Annotated in this window: 15 protein-coding genes; 11 read left to right on the top strand and 4 right to left on the bottom strand. The window is 34.9% G+C overall.

Annotated elements, in window-relative coordinates:
* Window positions 1-108: 108 nt before the first annotated feature.
* Window positions 109-1,353 (top strand): pitrilysin family protein, encoded by a 1,245-nt coding sequence (locus AN34_RS08510; protein ID WP_029284284.1) that lies wholly within the window; start codon window positions 109-111, stop codon window positions 1,351-1,353.
* On the top strand, window positions 1,346-2,617 hold the full coding sequence (locus AN34_RS08505) for a pitrilysin family protein (RefSeq protein WP_029284282.1): 1,272 nt from the start codon (window positions 1,346-1,348) through the stop codon (window positions 2,615-2,617). The genes AN34_RS08510 and AN34_RS08505 overlap by 8 nt, the downstream gene beginning before the upstream one ends.
* A 74-nt stretch (window positions 2,618-2,691) precedes the next feature.
* Here the strand turns inward: AN34_RS08505 and AN34_RS08500 are convergent, their stop codons facing one another.
* The 3 genes from AN34_RS08500 to AN34_RS08490 all read right to left on the bottom strand — a co-directional run bounded on the left by AN34_RS08500 (window position 2,692) and on the right by AN34_RS08490 (window position 6,251).
* Window positions 2,692-2,973 (bottom strand): pyrimidine/purine nucleoside phosphorylase, encoded by a 282-nt coding sequence (locus AN34_RS08500; protein WP_029284280.1) that lies wholly within the window; start codon window positions 2,971-2,973, stop codon window positions 2,692-2,694.
* A 116-nt stretch (window positions 2,974-3,089) separates the two neighbouring features.
* Window positions 3,090-4,160 (bottom strand): HmuY family protein, encoded by a 1,071-nt coding sequence (locus AN34_RS08495; RefSeq protein WP_082468351.1) that lies wholly within the window; start codon window positions 4,158-4,160, stop codon window positions 3,090-3,092.
* A 12-nt stretch (window positions 4,161-4,172) separates the two neighbouring features.
* Window positions 4,173-6,251, bottom strand: coding sequence for a TonB-dependent siderophore receptor (locus AN34_RS08490; protein WP_029284276.1), 2,079 nt, complete (start codon window positions 6,249-6,251; stop codon window positions 4,173-4,175).
* 165 nt (window positions 6,252-6,416) lie between these two features.
* Between AN34_RS08490 and AN34_RS08485 the strand changes: the two genes are divergently transcribed.
* The 9 genes from AN34_RS08485 to AN34_RS08445 all read left to right on the top strand — a co-directional run bounded on the left by AN34_RS08485 (window position 6,417) and on the right by AN34_RS08445 (window position 14,150).
* The gene (locus AN34_RS08485) at window positions 6,417-7,346 is read left to right on the top strand and encodes a helix-turn-helix transcriptional regulator (protein ID WP_051666343.1); all 930 of its coding nucleotides are present in this window, start codon (window positions 6,417-6,419) and stop codon (window positions 7,344-7,346) included.
* Window positions 7,347-7,469: 123 nt separating this feature from the next.
* Window positions 7,470-8,564 (top strand): MBL fold metallo-hydrolase, encoded by a 1,095-nt coding sequence (locus tag AN34_RS08480; RefSeq protein ID WP_029284273.1) that lies wholly within the window; start codon window positions 7,470-7,472, stop codon window positions 8,562-8,564.
* A 49-nt stretch (window positions 8,565-8,613) separates the two neighbouring features.
* Complete coding sequence (locus AN34_RS08475; RefSeq protein ID WP_029284271.1) at window positions 8,614-8,976, top strand: hypothetical protein; 363 nt, start codon at window positions 8,614-8,616, stop codon at window positions 8,974-8,976.
* Between the two features lie 190 nt (window positions 8,977-9,166).
* A complete protein-coding gene (locus tag AN34_RS08470) occupies window positions 9,167-9,832 on the top strand; it encodes a hypothetical protein (protein ID WP_157263258.1) in 666 nt (221 codons plus the stop codon).
* A gap of 1 nt (window position 9,833) precedes the next feature.
* A complete protein-coding gene (gene miaA / locus AN34_RS08465) occupies window positions 9,834-10,751 on the top strand; it encodes a tRNA (adenosine(37)-N6)-dimethylallyltransferase MiaA (protein ID WP_029284267.1) in 918 nt (305 codons plus the stop codon).
* Between the two features lie 125 nt (window positions 10,752-10,876).
* A complete protein-coding gene (locus AN34_RS08460) occupies window positions 10,877-11,398 on the top strand; it encodes an outer membrane beta-barrel protein (RefSeq protein ID WP_029284265.1) in 522 nt (173 codons plus the stop codon).
* A 149-nt stretch (window positions 11,399-11,547) separates the two neighbouring features.
* A complete protein-coding gene (locus AN34_RS08455; protein WP_029284263.1) occupies window positions 11,548-12,099 on the top strand; it encodes a hypothetical protein in 552 nt (183 codons plus the stop codon).
* Between the two features lie 96 nt (window positions 12,100-12,195).
* Window positions 12,196-12,726 carry a DUF3347 domain-containing protein gene (locus AN34_RS08450; RefSeq protein ID WP_029284261.1) on the top strand — a complete coding sequence of 177 codons (531 nt, stop codon included), beginning with the start codon at window positions 12,196-12,198 and terminating at the stop codon, window positions 12,724-12,726.
* 134 nt (window positions 12,727-12,860) lie between these two features.
* A complete protein-coding gene (locus AN34_RS08445) occupies window positions 12,861-14,150 on the top strand; it encodes a citrate synthase (protein ID WP_029284258.1) in 1,290 nt (429 codons plus the stop codon).
* A 157-nt stretch (window positions 14,151-14,307) separates the two neighbouring features.
* Here the strand turns inward: AN34_RS08445 and AN34_RS08440 are convergent, their stop codons facing one another.
* On the bottom strand, window positions 14,308-15,429 hold the full coding sequence (locus tag AN34_RS08440) for a DUF3667 domain-containing protein (RefSeq protein ID WP_029284256.1): 1,122 nt from the start codon (window positions 15,427-15,429) through the stop codon (window positions 14,308-14,310).
* Window positions 15,430-15,440 lie beyond the last annotated feature (11 nt).

Genomic DNA, 15,440 nt, shown 5'->3' with positions numbered 1-15,440 from the left:
ACAATATTAACATGAATAAACAGAAGACATAAAAAAAATATTAATCAATTTGCTGTTTAAATAATCAAAGAATTTAGCAATTCAACAATTCAGTTATCTTTGTTGCTTATGGTAGATTTTAATCGTTTTACACTTGCCAACGGATTAAAGGTTTTGGTTCATGAAGATCCAACCACACCGATGGCGGTTTTAAATATTTTATATGATGTGGGTGCCCGTGATGAGGAGCCTGAAAAAACTGGATTTGCGCACTTATTCGAGCATTTAATGTTTGGCGGATCAGTGAATATTCCTAATTATGATGAACCTTTGCAAAGGGTGGGTGGTGAAAATAATGCCTTCACCAGTAATGATATTACCAATTATTACATCACTTTGCCTGCAGAAAATATCGAAACTGCCTTTTGGTTAGAAAGCGATCGGATGCTGAGCCTTGCGTTTTCTGAAAAAAGCCTTGAAACCCAAAGAAATGTGGTTAGCGAGGAGTTTAAACAACGTTATTTAAACCAACCTTATGGCGATGTATGGTTAAAGCTGCGCCCTTTAGCTTATCAAAAACATGCTTATCGTTGGGCAACCATAGGAAAAGAACTTTCGCACATTGAAAATGCAACGATGGATGATGTGAAAGCTTTTTTTAAGAAACATTACACCCCGCAGAATGCCATTTTGGTGGTTGGCGGAAATGTAAAAACAGCAGATGTTAAAGAAATGGCCGAAAAATGGTTTGAACCTATTCCGGCAGGAGATAAGTATGTTAGGGATTTGATACAGGAAGATCTTCAAACTGAATCGAGAAGTGAAACGGTAAAAGCTAACGTACCTTTGAATGCCATTTATATGGCTTTTAAAATGCCAGGGAGATTAAATGCAGATTATTATGCGTTTGATTTGCTTTCGGATATTTTGTCACGCGGACAATCTTCTCGTTTATACAACAGCCTTTTAAAGGAACAAAAGTTATTTAGTGATATCAATGCTTATATATCAAGTAGCCTGGATGCCGGATTATTTATAGTAGAGGGCAAACTGGTAGAAGGTGTAACGATTGAAACTGCTGAAAAAGCCATTTGGGCAGAGTTAGACAAGCTTAAAGCTGAAGTTGTTACTGATAAGGAATTAATGAAAGTTAAAAATAAGGTAGAATCTGTATTGGTATTTTCTGAAATGAGTTTATTAGATAAGGCGATGAATTTGGCTTATTATGAACTGTTGGGCAATGCCGAATTATTAAACCAGGAAGCTGGAGAGTTTTTAAAAGTAACTGCAGAAGATATTAAAAGGATCTCAAATGAAACTTTTGGTAGAGAAAAATCATCAACCTTGTATTATTTAACTGAAAAACATGCTTAACAGACAATTAGCACCTGATTTTAAGCAGGTATATACAATTAATTTTATTCAGCCTACTCAACAGGCTTTAGATAATCAAATTCCCGTTTACACCGTTTACTCTGGTGAACAAGATTTAGTGCGCATTGAGTTCATATTTAATAATGTGAACTGGAATGTAGAGAAACCTTTACAAGCCATTGCCGTTAGCGCCATGCTAAATAATGGTACCAGTAAATTATCGGCAAAAGATATTGCAGAACAAATTGATTTTTATGGTGCATTCTTTCAAACAGAGTATGTTCAGGATCATTCTACGGTTACGCTTTATACTTTAAACAAGCACCTGGCATCGGTATTACCGATTGTGAAAAATGTATTGGCTGATAGTCAGTTTCCTCAGGCGGAGATTGATATTTACGTTCAAAATCAAAAGCAGAAACTGCAGGTAAATCTTCAAAAAAATGATATTCTTGCCCGGAAAGAGTTTGCGCATGCGCTATTTGGTGATACGGCTTATGGGGTAGATATTCAGGCCAAGCACTATGATGAATTAAAACGCGAAGATTTAGTAAATTACTTTAAATCTGCTTATGCTCCTGATAATTGTACCATTGTAGTTTCTGGCAAGTTTGAAGAGGCGAGTTTTCATTTGCTGAATGAGCAATTTGGCCGTAATTGGGAATTGGGTAAAGCGGTAAAAAATAAATTTAACTTTAGCTTGCTGCCACGAACAACTATTTATAAAGATCGTCCGGATGCTTTGCAATCTGCCATTAGAATAGGTAAGCTGGCCATTAATCGTACTCATGATGATTTTCCTGGACTTCAGATTCTAAATACTGTTTTGGGTGGCTATTTCGGCTCACGCCTGATGAATAATATTCGTGAAGATAAAGGTTATACTTACGGCATTGGTTCTGGCATATCATCCTTACAAGATGCAGGTTATCTTTTTATTGCAACTGAAGTTGGTGCTGAGGTTTGCGCTGATGCCTTAACTGAAATTTATAAGGAGATTGAATTGCTTAAAAATGACTTGGTTAGAGAGGAAGAATTAACCTTGGTTAAAAATTACATGCTCGGATCGATGCTGGGCAGTTTGGAAAATGTTTTTTCTCATGCAGATAAGTTCAAAAACATTCATTTATTTGGCTTGGGTTATGATTATTATGAAAACTACATTAAAAAAGTAAAATCAATAACGGCTGAAGAGATTCGTGCTTTAGCCATTAAATATTTTAATAAAGAAGATTTTACCGAAGTGGTAGTAGGGAAGAAGTAGTTTCTTCAAAACTTAAATATAAACCTATCAGGTCTTTTTAAGACGTGATAGGTTTTTTGTTTTATAAACTTTAATTAGCGGTACTGGCACAGATAAGCTGTAGGTACTTCTGTTTTAACTTTAAACCTGGAGTTGGCTGGAACTTCAAAACTGTTTTGTGCTTCAAAATGCTGCCATTCGGTTTGATTGGGCAATAATGCTGATAATTTTCCTTCAACAATATGCATGATTTCTTTGTCTGCGGTACCAAATTCATATTCGCCAGGATTTATAATTCCTATAGTTGATTTCCCTTCTGTAGTTTCGTAGCCGAGAGATTTAACGTTTCCGTCAAAGTAAGTATTTTCTATTATCATCATTTAATCTTTTTGTAAAGCTATAAAATTTGGTATAACAGCAAAGCCTGTAAAAAGATAAAGCTCCCCATCGCGGGGAGCATCTATCCAACTAACAAAACATATTTTTTAGGTTACTATCCTTTTTTTACCAATTTATATTCAATTACCGGTTTGCCGCGTTCGCCGCCATCGCTGCCAACGCCCATGCTCACAAATCTTAATTTGTAAATGTTACCGGCACTGTCTTTTATTAAATAGAAATATTTTTTAACGATTCCTGTACCTGTTGTTACTCTCCAGTTGCTCCCGATAACATCTCTTGAAGTTAAAAATGTTAATCCACTTAGATTGGTTTCGGCAAAAGTTGTATACGTTACTGAGGTTGTTTCTTCAAATTGAAGTGCGCTTACACCACCTAAGTTATTGGTTGTAATAAAATCCTGATAAAAATATGGATTGGATTCTGAGTTACCAGCTACAGATCTATAGGTACTGTAACTCCAATGAAAATCCCACTCTGTTTTTTTAGGTTCTGCGCTAACTACAACGCCATCATTATTATTTCCTAGTGATACAAACGTTAAATTAAAATCGGCATTTTTTGAAATGTTTACAGTTTTAAAAGTAGTTTCCTGAACTTTAGCATATTGTAGCGTATAGCCAGTTGTGCCATTTCTCAATACCCTCACTTTATAAAGATTCGGTTCTGTATAAGTTCCGTTCAAACCTATAATATACACTTTGTTTTCACTATCGGTTGCAGATACTGTAGCTATTGCCGTGCGATTTAAGTTTCCATCATAACTATCAACCAAACTAACTGCATTGGTTAATGTTGATGATTGAAAACTGATGTTATAAATTATAGAGGCTTTTGCATCATCCAAAGTCACCGCATTAATATCAGTTTTATTAATAACTTTTGCTAAAGCTTGAAAGGATTGATTGAGGACTACTTTAAAATCAGCACCATTATAAAATCCTAAAGCCCAACTTTTTCTGTTAACAGGCGTTGATTTATCTGTACTTAAATCAGCATATACAACGTTTGTATAATTTGATTCAGTAGTTTTACCACTTAAGGTTAGCGTACTTCCATCTGATGGTGGTACAACAATTATAGGTTCATCATTATCTTTTTTACAAGCAGTAAAGGTGATCGCCAAAACGGCGATAGCAATCATAGAGTGAAGTTTATTCATCATTTTTTGTTTTTATTATTTGTTCCAGTTAAAAGTTATTCCGAGTACATAAGAGCGACCATAGCTATAGGGCACCGCACCACCGCCTGTACTATGGGCACCGCCTGATGCTGTTGAGGTATTGGTGAGTTGGGTAACATTAAACAGATTTTTTACACCTGCATTAATGGTGAAGTATTTGTAAAGACTTTTGTTCAGCATTAAATCAGCTAAACTAAAATCTCCAATTTCGACCAATTTATAATCTGTAGCACTAGCCCCGCTGTTTTGGTAGCCTGGCATTTTGCCTGTGTATTTATAAAACAGACTCACATTTCCTTTTATTTTAGGGAAATTGTAAAGAATGGTTGCCGTAATTTCGGGCGACCACGAAAATTCAGGAATGTTTAAGTTTGGGTCATTTTGCAATTCTTCATTATAACGTCCGATATAGGATGCACCAATAGTTGCATTGATGTTTTGATAATGAATAGTATTTTCTAGCGTAAAGCCTGTGGTTTTATACTTTGCTAAATTAAATAAGGTGGTCATTGATAAATTCTGAGCGGATTGTGCAAAGGTGATCCGGTTTTTAAACAGGTTATAGAAAGCTGCAAAAGAACTACGAAATTGAAATGTATTAATATCTGCACCAGCCCAGGTGAGTGAACCATTAAAGCTGTTTGATTCTTCTGCTTTTAAATCTTGATTGCCGATAATATTATGACTGGCATCTACAAAATCGTAATATAGCTCCCTTAAGGCCGGAGCCCTGAATCCTCTGGCATAAGCTAACCTTAAATCAAATTTTTGGCCTATAGCAAACTTGGTATTTAATGATGGAATAAGCGGTGGCGCAGTGTAAACGGAGTTTTTGATGATCCTTAAGCCCGGCCTGATATTAATACCATTTGCGGGTTTAATTTCTGAAGATATAAAGAAAGCATAATCATTAATCACAGGCGTACCCTTAATTCTTTGTCCACTGGCTGCATCTCTATTGTATTCAACACCTGGCTGAAACGATACTTGATCATTCAACATATATTGAGCCGTAGCTCTGAATATGGTCGAATTGAATTTTGCTGTATCTTGTTTACCTTGTTCTGTACTTAATAGATCTGCTCCGGTACTAAAATTGTGGTTAATGGTTTTGGTTAATCTTTTTAAATCAGAATAGCCGGCAATTGCATTAATTTGAAAGGAAGGTGTTATTTTCAATTCAGATTGTAATTGATTGGTGTACCGTAAAGTTTTATATGTTTGCCATTCCGCTATATAATTTAATGGGTTCATTCCACCACGACTAATAATTTCTTCTTGTAAACCATCTAATCTATACCAGATATTGAAGTTTTCATTGTGGTAGCCGATTTTTGTATTGGCCAGCCATTGTTCTTTTGGTTTCCAACGGTTTCCGCTAGCCAGATCCTGATCTACAATATCTCTGGAAGTGGTGCTTGGTTTAATATTCCAGCCGCCAAAATCATTGTGTGTTACACCAGCCAGAGCACTCCAGCCTTTGTTTTGCCAGCTTAAGCCGATGTTTTGAATGTGATTACCTTTGCCAGAAAATGAACTATATTCTTTCCCTACTGTTTCTTCCTGAACTCTTGCGGTAACATTTAAATGTGATTTTCCTATTCCTTTTGTGATAATATTGATTACTCCGGCTAAAGCATCAGATCCATATACAACTGACATGGGACCTTCAACAATTTCTATCCGCTCAATGGTGTTGATGTCAATCTGATTTAAACTTTCTCTGGTATCAGATCTATCTATCATTGGAACGCCATCTAATAAGACCTTAACATTTCTACCGCTCATCCCCATAATGGTCACATCTGTAGTGCCAAGGGTTAAATCGTTACTAAATCTAAAACCCAGTTCGGTGCTTAAAACCTGTTGAATATTTACAGCACCTCGCAACCTAATTTTTTCTGCACTGATGGTTCTCACCTTGTAAACTGAATTTTTTAGTGACTGTGGTGCGTATTGGCCGGTTACTACCACATCTTTTAAATCATTTGCTATGGTAGTATCTACTTTAACGTGTTGTGCTAAAGAGATAGATCCGTAAAAAACCAAAGCAAGTAATAAATATATTTTCATTTATTTAGACTAATTATAAATAATTATGCAAATTTGTAGATAATCACAAAGTATAGATAACGTTAAGCGGATAATTAATGCCGTTAAGCGGATTAAAATTAGCGTATGAAAGCTGAATGCCATATGCTGAAATCGCTGGCATTGCAACTAATAAAAATTTACTAAATGAAAATAAATGTCTCCGAGTATCTCACCTGTAATACAATTCTTCATCATAACTACCCATATAATTTTCATACCATTGCAGATGTAGAGGAAACTAATTATGAGATTCAGGAAGAACATTATCAAATTCTTTGGAATGAAACATGGTTTGATGGGATTCACATTAATGCAGTAGAAATAGCTGCTTCAAAGGAAGTAGATTTTTATTATGAATCATCAATTGAACATATTGGTTTCTTTTTTTGCCTAAAGGGAAAAATGGATTTATATGATGCTTCTAAAACGAATCATTTATTATCTCTACACCAAAACAAGCAATACATATCAATTGCTCAGTCAGAACCTGTAGTAATTAATGTAGTAAAAAATGTGACATACATTTATATACAATTAACAGCATCCTATTTTAAGCAAATTACCAATAGTGCATTTACGCATTTAACCAAATTTGAGCAGGATGGAATTACCCCTGAAATGAAGTTATGGTTAAAAAACTTAAGTAATCACAGGTATCAGGGCCGGATGAAAAGAATCTTTTTGGAATCGAAAATATTTGAATTGATCATTTTTTACTTGCATAAAAAGAATGCTCCATCTTTATTTCTCAAAGAAGATGATGTGAGGAAAATTATGCTGGCGAAGCAGCTGGTAGAGAATAATTTACAGCGACCGAGTTCACTTATTGAATTATCGCGTCAGGCTGGAATTAATGATTTTAAGCTAAAAAAAGGTTTTAAAGCACTTACAGGTTACACTGTATTTGGTTATTTATATAAATTAAGGATGGAAAAAGCACATTACCTGCTCCTTCAGGAAAAGAAAACAGTAAATGAAGTTGCTTTTCTGGTAGGTTATAAGAATGCGCAACATTTTATTACTGCCTTCAAAAAGAAATATGAAATATCGCCTGGAAGCCTTAATAAGAACTAATTTGACGAAACCGATTACTGGCTGTTTGTGATTTGTAAGAATAAAGTGAAAAAGCATCTAACAATTAACTTGTTGTACATAATCCTTTAGGCAATTCCTACATTTACGGATTAATTACTGAACATGATCATCCTTTGTATTATTATAGCCATTACCGCATTGGTTTTAATTGTTGTTAATTTACCAGTATTCGGAAGTTTGCCCAGCGGTTTTAGGCTAAATAAAATTCGTCATTTGCCCAACTATCGTAATGGCGCAATCCAAAACTTTTCACCTACGCCTATGCAACCTGAGGGTGTTAGTTTTTTCACCATTTTAAAGGCATTCTTTTTCGAAAATCATCCAAATAAAATACCAAAAACTGCCTTGAAATTTGTTGAGCCTGCTCTTGATGCCGTACCTGAAAATTCTTCACCTGAAATCATTTGGTTCGGACATTCCTCTTATCTGATCAAGGTTGATAATCTTCGTATTTTGGTAGATCCGGTATTTAGTAAAGTGCCATCACCTTTTTCATTTATTGGGAGTAAAGCTTTTCCGGGGACAGACTTTGTTAACGCTGCACAATTTAAAAATATAGATGTTTTGCTGATCACGCATGATCATTACGATCATATGGATTATCAAACAATTTTAAGCATTAAACCTCACATAAAAAAAATCGTTACTTCCATTGGTGTGGGTGCACATTTGGAAAGATGGGGGATACCTAAAGATCAGATTAATGAACTTTGCTGGAATGAAACCGTTTCATTATCTGAACACTTAAAGTTTACAGCCGTGCCAGCCAGACATTTTACAGGAAGAAAGTTTAAACGTAACCAAACCCTATGGTCTGCATTTGTGTTGGAAACTTCCCAATCCAGGTTATTTCTTGGTGGCGATTCTGGTTATGATACACACTTTTTAGAAATCGGTAAAGCCTATGGTCCATTTGATTTGGCAATTTTAGAGTGTGGGCAATATGATGCTTATTGGCCTTATATTCACATGTTTCCTGAAGAAACTGTAAAGGCTGCGATTGATTTAAAGGCAAAAGTTTTAATGCCAGTACATTGGGGTAAATTTAGTTTGTCTATGCATCCCTGGAATGAACCAATTAATAGGGTAGTTAAAGCAGCAAAAGAAAAGGAATTACATTTGGTAACGCCAAGGCTTGGAGAAACCATCCGGTTAGACCATTATTTACCTGATACTAATTGGTGGCAGGAAGAATAAATTAAACAATAATGGTCTGAACGTGTTTATTTTTAAATTAGATACGATTATGAAAACAGACCTTGTAGAAATATTTCAAACGATTAGGGCAGGAGTACAACCTTATGCAACACGAGGCTATACCGTTCATGAAAACTCTGAAACCGGGTATGATCTCTACAGCGAAAAAAATATTGAAACACCTGAAGGGAAAATTACAGAACGCTTTTTTATCGGAATTTATATCAACGGAGATACTGTAGAAGTTAAGCTGAATGCGGAAGAGTTTACGGTTAATACACCAGGTTTAAATCATTTTGATGATGAGAAGGTTGGATTTCAAATCTCCAGTTTAGACGATCAGACATTAAGTGAAATACAAACCTTCATAGAAATTATTCATACGAACTTTAAAGAAAAAGAGTGGATTTAATGATTGAATGGCTAAATTTGTTGCAGGCAATTACTGCTTGTAATTATTTTAGGCATCATTGAATCACTTAAATCTTTTTAAAAATATAGACTGGCATGATCAATTAAGATCCAAATTAGAGGATTCTGGAATTGAATGCCATTTTTTTTTAGAGAACGGCTTTAGGATACTGTCTCTTGCTAAAGGTAAGATGATGATTCACCTGGCTAATATTAATCATCCGTATCAACCGGCTGATTTTCTTCATTTGCAGCAGAAATATGATCATTCAGAAATTAAGCTTATTCACCTTTGGGAAGATATCTGGTGCACCAGATCCTTGCAGGTATTGGCCAGAATTAAATCACTATTGGGATTAAATATCCGGATTCATGGGCGAAAAACCAAAGTTGATAAAATAGCAAAACCAGTGGCTGATCAGTTTATTGACGAAAATCATTTGCAAGGTGCAGTTAACAGCCGGCATAAACTCGGCTTATTTGAGGGTGAACAGTTAGTTGCTGTGGCTACCTTTTCTGCATTAAGAAAAATGAATCACACTGAAAATTATAAGTCGGCAGAGTTAATTAGGTTTGCGGTAAAAGCGGGTTATACTGTTACCGGAGGTTTAAGTAAGTTAATTAAACAGTTTTATTTGCTTCAAAAACCCAATGATTTAATGACTTATGCGGATAGGGATTGGTCTGGGGGAGAAGCTTATCTAACACTTGGTTTTGCATTAACCGGTATTCTTGAACCTCAACAATTCTTACTGGACGAAAATTTAAATCGCAAACTAAACAAAGATCAGGAGGTTCATGGAAATAATCTGATAACCTTTAATACCGGAAGTTTCAAATTTATTCTGAGTTTTTAAAATGGCAGATTACAATTTAATCATTATTTTAGGGGCAACAGCCTCTGGTAAAACGAAACTTGCGGTACAGCTTGCCGATAAACTGAATGGTGAAATTATCAGTGCAGATAGCCGCCAGATTTTTAGAAAAATGGATATTGGCACTGGGAAAGATCTTGATGAGTATGACATAAACAATAGAACCATTCCATATCATCTGATCGATATTTTAGATCCGGGAGACCGTTATCATGTTGATGCATTCAAGAACGATTTTTATGCTGCCTTTGATTCCATCGTTCATCGGAATAAATTACCCATTTTATGTGGCGGAACAGGCATGTACATTCATAGTTTATTACAAAATCAAAAATATACTGCTGTTCCGGTCAATATGCATCTAAGGGAAGTGTTAGATTTACTTGAGAAAGATCAGTTAATCCTTAAACTAAATGCATACCCAATTGAGCAAGTAACACACGTAGATAAATCCTCTAAAAAAAGATTAATCAGGGCAATTGAAATAGCTGAGTTCTTAAAATATCATCACGTAGAGGATCAAAATTGGCCAATAATTAAACCAATTGTTTTTGGATTAAAAAATCAGGTAGAAAATACGAGGGCGAAAATTTTATCCAGACTTGAATACCGCCTTGAAAACGGAATGATCGAAGAAGTAAAATCCCTAATAGCCAGCGGTGTATCAAAAGAAATGTTGGTTTACTATGGTTTAGAATATAATTTTATTGTAAACTATCTTAATGGACAACTTAGCTATGATGAATTAAAGCTGAGATTGGGGATAGCCATCTGTCAATACGCTAAACGACAAAATACCTTTTTCAGGAAGATGGAGAAGGATGAGGTATACATTAATTGGCTTGATGCTGCCATGCCAACTGATCACTTAGCACAACAAATTATAGAAAAAATCACCTAATGAATATAACTACTTAAGGATAAGAGTATTTGATCTTATGACTCCTAAAAGTTGTTTTGATATTGCTTTTGGCATAGGTTTTGTATATACGCAACTATATTCAATAACTTAAAAATAACATATTAATGAAAACATTTACTAAAATTATTGCTACTTCAGCAGCTGTAGTGGCATTATTTTTCACAACTACCGCTAATGCTCAATCTCAAAAATTAGGAATAGGATTAACAGCAGGTATACCTACAAATGATGCTTATAATTTTGTTGGAGGAGTGGATTTACGTTATCAGTTTGATGTTGATAAACAATTATCAATTCCGGTTACTGCTGGTTATACTCGTATGTTTGCTAAAGATTACACAGTAGGAAACATAACGTTGGATGGTCAGGATTTTGGTTACATTCCAGTTAAAGTTGGTGCAAAATATTTTTTCAATGAATCTGGAGCTGGCGTTTACGGTTTAGCAGAATTGGGTGCCGGTTTTGGTACTGGTTCTGGAAGTAAGACCTCATTCGTATATTCTCCAGCTGTTGGTTATGCTTGGAGCAATGGTTTAGATTTAGGTGTAAAATATGAAGGATTATCAAGAGACGGTGGTAGCATTGGTTTCTTCGGTCTACGTTTAGCTTACGGATTTAGTTTATAATCCAAACTAACCTTATATGAAAGCCTCAGCATTTGCTGGGGCTTTTTTATTTATCATCATTTCTGAAAAAAATGAAAATAAATAAATCTAAACGAAATCGTTTTTCGTATATACATCAAAACCTTATTAATAACTTAAATTTATCTGATATGAAAACGATTACTAAAATTTTGGCAACAGCGGCAACTGCGGTTGCAGTTTTTGCTACTACCACATTAAGTGCACAGACCATGACTACAACAGAAGACATGAATCCAGCTCCAAAGGGCATGGCTTTTAAAGTAGGTGTAGGAATTAACGGCGGTGTTTTCCGTGATAAATCACCAATGGATTATGCTTATGGTGCTGATTTGAAATTACAGTGGGACTTATCTCCATACGTAGCAGTTACTGCATCTGGTGGTTACACTAAATTAATCGCTAAAGACAATGCTGTTGATGCTGATTTTATCCCTGCAAAAGGTGGAGTGAAAGTATTCCCGATTAAAAGAATGTATTTAGCTACTGAAGCTGGTGCAGGTATTTCTATCCAGGATGGTGCCAAAACAAATTTTATATACTCTGGTGGTTTAGGCTATGAGTTTGGTGGTTTTGATGCTGGTGTTAGATATGAAGGATACGTGAATGATAGCGCTTCAACAACTTATTTTAGAAAAACAGGTCAGTATGCTTTAAGATTGGCTTATAATTTCAAATTATAATTAAAACATCATTTAATTTGAAAGCCTCGCAATTTGCGGGGCTTTTTTTGTTTATTTAATATTTAATTACCTAATTTCAACCGAAAACCAAATACCATGAAACAAATATTCGGAATTGCCATTATCATCACCTTTATAGCTTGCAACCAGTCTGAAAAAAAGTCGGCAAATAAAAATGATTCTACTCAAGCCGATTCACTTAGTGTTAACAATCAGGTTTATATTAAAGATAAAAAAAAGGAAGATATCCTGAACAAATATGTGAATCTAAAAAACGCTTTAGTCAAATCAGATGAAAAGCTTACTCAAAAAAATGCTGCAGATTTACAGAAGAGTTTGGCTGATTTTGAAGGGTGCGAACCTACAGCTGAGGTTGCTGCGAAAATAGCCAGCAGTGGTAATCTTATCGATCAGCGAAAGGGTTTTACCATTTTAAGTTCTGATCTGATTGCGTTGATGAAAAGTGCAGAAATAGAAAAAGGAGTAATCTTTGTTCAGCATTGCCCTATGGCCAACAAAGGAGATGGGGGCGACTGGTTATCAACAGAAAAGGAAATTAGAAACCCGTATTACGGAAAAGAAATGCTGGAATGTGGTAGGGTTACAGAAGAATTAAAAGCAAATTAGAAAATCTGTTTTATATTAAATTAAGCATGATTGTTACGTCTTTCTGACCAATTATTCATATTAATTTAACAGATTTGTTATGCACGTATATTAATTTTATATAATTTAGAAAGCTATAAACACAATACAATAATATGTCAGATATTGCAGAGATTAAAGTTGATGGTAAGACGTTAGAATTGCCAATAATTACAGGAACAGAAGACGAAAAAGCCATAGATATTTCGAAATTAAGGGATCTTTCTGGCTTTGTAACCTTAGACACTGGTTTCAAAAATACAGGTTCAACAAAAAGTAAAATCACATTTTTAGACGGTGAGAAAGGGATTCTTAAATATAGAGGCTATTCTATTGAAGAACTTGCTGCAAAATCAAGTTTCTTAGAAGTAATTTATTTGATCATATATGGAGATCTTCCCACGCAAACACAGGTAGAAGATTTTCAGGCTGAAATTAACAGACATACGCTCATTCATGAGGATATGAAGAAATTTTTTGACGGCTATCCTTCCAGATCTCATCCAATGGGTCAGTTGGGTTCCTTAATTTTTTCTTTATCAACCTTTTATCCAGAATGTTTAAAGCCTAATCAAACTGCAGAAGAACAGGATTTAACCATCATAAAATTGCTGGCTAAATTCCCAACCATTGTTTCATTTGTTTACAAAAAATCATTGGGTCACCCGCTTATTTATCCAAAAAATAAATATGATTATGTAACCAATTTCCTTTGGATGACTTTCGGACAGCGGACGGAAGATTATGATGTGAACCCAATCGTGGTAAACGCAATGAATAAATTGCTGATTCTACATGCTGATCATGAACAAAATTGTTCTGCATCAACTGTTCGGATAGTTGGTTCATCAGATTGTAATCTATATGCATCTATTGCTGCAGGTATCGCTGCATTGTGGGGCCCGCTTCATGGTGGCGCAAACCAAGCTGTTATCGACATGTTAGAGTTAATTAAAGCTGACGGTGGAGATACTGAAAAATGGATTAACAAAGCAAAAGATAAAAATGATCCTTTCCGTATGATGGGATTTGGACACCGCGTTTATAAAAACTTTGATCCACGTGCAAAAATTATTAAAAAAGCATGTGATGATATTCTAGAAAACCTGGGAATTGATGATCCTATTTTAGAAATTGCGAAGAAGCTGGAAGAGGCTGCTTTAACTGATCAATACTTCATTGATAGAAAGCTTTATCCAAATGTAGATTTCTACTCAGGTATCATTTACAGAGCTTTAGGTTTCCCTTCTGAAATGTTTACGGTATTATTTGCCTTAGGCCGTTTACCTGGATGGATTGCACAATGGAAAGAGATGCATGAAAACAAAGAGCCAATTGGTCGTCCACGTCAGATTTATGTTGGTGAAACCGATAGAGAATTTGTTGAATTGAAAGACAGAAAATAATTTCATAAAACATAAAAAACCCACTCGATAATGTCGAGTGGGTTTTTTTATGGCTTTAAATCTTGAACAGTCGTCACCCTAAATTTATTTCAGGGTCTTATTATATATGTTGTACAGCAAAAAAGATGCTGAAACAGTTCAGCATGACGATTAAGTTCTAAGTAGCTACATAATAAATTAAATTAATCATCGCCATTTCTGATAGCTTAAAGGCAACTGCATAAAGAATTAAAATCCAAAAGATTTTAAAAACTGTGCTCCACGTTTTACGCTGATAAAAAACGGTAAGTGCTTTAAACATATACCAAAATAAATAAATGGTAACGCCAACCTCCATAATTTTAGTTAAAAAAGAATCCTCTCCAAATACATGTATCATGATTGGCTTGGTTATGATGGAGACGATAAAATAAACCATCATTCCGTGGATGGTAAAAATCAGGTGATCTAAATAGTAAATATGATTTTTTCTAAAATTGAGCATGATGAACCCTGCCAGCAAAGGCATCAATAAAAAATATTGTTTTGGCCTGTTATGTTCCAAAGTCTCCTGGATAACTTCAGATTTCTCTCCAATAGTGATAGCCCTTTTTTTGATCAATTTTTCATACCAACTATCTTGCTCGGCTACAGACAATTTTTTCTGACGTTGAAGATAAGCAGCATAAGTGCTGTCGTTCCTTTCAATATGGATCTCCTTAAAATCTTCAATCCTGTTTGCTATAGAATCAGATTTTAACTGGGTATTTTCTGCTTTTAGTCTATTTAATTCTTTTTCCTGATCAGCAAAGCCTAATGCTATGAATTCTTCTTTCTTGATTGCCTCATCAATCGATTTAGTGGCTTTATTAGCAATTTTTTTAGGTATTCCAGTAAGTTTTAATGCTTTGTTTACACTGTCTGTTACATTTTGTTTATTTTTCTTTTCAATATTGACATGAACATTGTCCGTATCTTTTTCAACATGTTTTGGAGAATACACCACCAAAAAATATACAATAGATACGAAAATGTACATACTTACCGGATTGATGTACCGGGCTCTTTTACCAGCTAAATAATCAAGTGTAACCTGCCCTGGTTTGGTTAGAAGAGGAGAAAGCGTTTGGAAAAACTTATTATCAAAGTGGAAGTAGTGTGCAATACTATGGCTAATGAAGCCCCAGAAACTTTCTTTAAGTTCTAAATTGGGTTGCCCACATTGGCTACAATAGTGTTTCTCTACATGTGCGCCACAATTTAGGCAATCATGTTCTTTTCTGTACTTACCAGCTGACATATTTAATTTTG

The sequence above is a fragment of the Pedobacter sp. R20-19 genome (genome assembly GCF_000708265.2).
Classification (GTDB): domain Bacteria; phylum Bacteroidota; class Bacteroidia; order Sphingobacteriales; family Sphingobacteriaceae; genus Pedobacter.
The sequence above is the reverse complement of the archived record's forward strand: the minus strand, read 5'-3'. Positions and strand labels throughout refer to the sequence as shown.

Excerpts from the sequence above, each read along its gene's own strand:
- AN34_RS08510 (WP_029284284.1), top strand. The coding sequence starts at position 109 with ATGGTAGATTTTAATCGTTTTACACTTGCCAACGGATTAAAGGTTTTG.
- AN34_RS08505 (WP_029284282.1), top strand. The coding sequence starts at position 1,346 with ATGCTTAACAGACAATTAGCACCTGATTTTAAGCAGGTATATACAATT.
- AN34_RS08500 (WP_029284280.1), bottom strand. The coding sequence starts at position 2,973 with ATGATAATAGAAAATACTTACTTTGACGGAAACGTTAAATCTCTCGGC.
- AN34_RS08495 (WP_082468351.1), bottom strand. The coding sequence starts at position 4,160 with ATGATGAATAAACTTCACTCTATGATTGCTATCGCCGTTTTGGCGATC.
- AN34_RS08490 (WP_029284276.1), bottom strand. The coding sequence starts at position 6,251 with ATGAAAATATATTTATTACTTGCTTTGGTTTTTTACGGATCTATCTCT.
- AN34_RS08485 (WP_051666343.1), top strand. The coding sequence starts at position 6,417 with ATGAAAATAAATGTCTCCGAGTATCTCACCTGTAATACAATTCTTCAT.
- AN34_RS08480 (WP_029284273.1), top strand. The coding sequence starts at position 7,470 with ATGATCATCCTTTGTATTATTATAGCCATTACCGCATTGGTTTTAATT.
- AN34_RS08475 (WP_029284271.1), top strand. The coding sequence starts at position 8,614 with ATGAAAACAGACCTTGTAGAAATATTTCAAACGATTAGGGCAGGAGTA.
- AN34_RS08470 (WP_157263258.1), top strand. The coding sequence starts at position 9,167 with ATGATGATTCACCTGGCTAATATTAATCATCCGTATCAACCGGCTGAT.
- miaA (WP_029284267.1), top strand. The coding sequence starts at position 9,834 with ATGGCAGATTACAATTTAATCATTATTTTAGGGGCAACAGCCTCTGGT.
- AN34_RS08460 (WP_029284265.1), top strand. The coding sequence starts at position 10,877 with ATGAAAACATTTACTAAAATTATTGCTACTTCAGCAGCTGTAGTGGCA.
- AN34_RS08455 (WP_029284263.1), top strand. The coding sequence starts at position 11,548 with ATGAAAACGATTACTAAAATTTTGGCAACAGCGGCAACTGCGGTTGCA.
- AN34_RS08450 (WP_029284261.1), top strand. The coding sequence starts at position 12,196 with ATGAAACAAATATTCGGAATTGCCATTATCATCACCTTTATAGCTTGC.
- AN34_RS08445 (WP_029284258.1), top strand. The coding sequence starts at position 12,861 with ATGTCAGATATTGCAGAGATTAAAGTTGATGGTAAGACGTTAGAATTG.
- AN34_RS08440 (WP_029284256.1), bottom strand. The coding sequence starts at position 15,429 with ATGTCAGCTGGTAAGTACAGAAAAGAACATGATTGCCTAAATTGTGGC.